This window comes from Caballeronia sp. M23-90 (assembly GCF_053574605.1).
In genome coordinates this window covers 1-798 of the sequence record NZ_JBSIPA010000930.1, presented here as the reverse complement: position 1 = coordinate 798, position 798 = coordinate 1, and the positions used below count along the sequence as shown (strand labels likewise).

Genomic DNA, 798 nt, shown 5'->3' with positions numbered 1-798 from the left:
GCAGATTTGCCGCTGGCACCCGCCACGCACGACCCCATGATGGCATTGAGATTGACCATCGCTGGCACGGTCCTCGCTAAATGAGTTGCGCAACGCGGTAACGTCGAAAAAACAAACCAACTAAACGGGACCGCGCGACCATGCGGCGCCTGAAGGTACCGGTGGCGCTGCTGGCCGGGGCGCTGATCGTGTCGATGATCGGGATCAACATTCAGTGGATCCAGCTCGCGCGCCAACGCGACGCGATCAATGCGCAGATGACCGAGCTGCTGCTGAACACGTTCCCGAAAACCACCGTCGTGCTCGATGCACCCGACCAGATGACGCGTCAGCTCGACCGGCTGCGGCTGGCGTCGGGACAATTGTCGCCGTCGGATTTCCTGTCCATCGCCGATTCATTCGCACGCGCGCTCGGGCCCATTCCGGTGAACGGCATCGCGGCGCTGGATTACCACGACAGGAAGCTCGACGTGACCTTCAAGCCTGAAACCAAGGTCGATCCTGGTTTGCAACGGCGTCTGGTTGCGAACGGACTAACGGGCGCGATCGACACCAACACGGGCAAGTGGTCCGTCAGGAGCGGCCAATGAAACAGGCAATCACCGATACCGCAAACGAGTTCTGGTCCGCCCGGACCCAGCGCGAAAAGACCATCCTGATGTGGGGCGGCGCTGCGCTGGCTATCGTCATTGTGTATCTCGTGTTGTGGGCGCCCGCGTATGAAGGCCGCGCGCGCTTGCGTGAATCGCTCCCGCGCATGCAGGCCCAGCTCGCGCAAATGACGGCGCAGGCCAATGA

Annotated in this window: 1 protein-coding gene and 1 pseudogene; both read left to right on the top strand. The window is 62.0% G+C overall.

The window, feature by feature from the left end:
* Positions 1 to 122 precede the first annotated feature (122 nt).
* A pseudogene (gspL, locus tag ACRXB1_RS37075) lies at positions 123 to 590 on the top strand (type II secretion system protein GspL); the annotation flags it as partial.
* On the top strand, positions 587 to 798 hold a 212-nt coding region (gspM, locus tag ACRXB1_RS37070), incomplete at its 3' end, for a type II secretion system protein GspM (RefSeq protein ID WP_449494910.1). The pseudogene gspL and the gene gspM, both read left to right, overlap by 4 nt.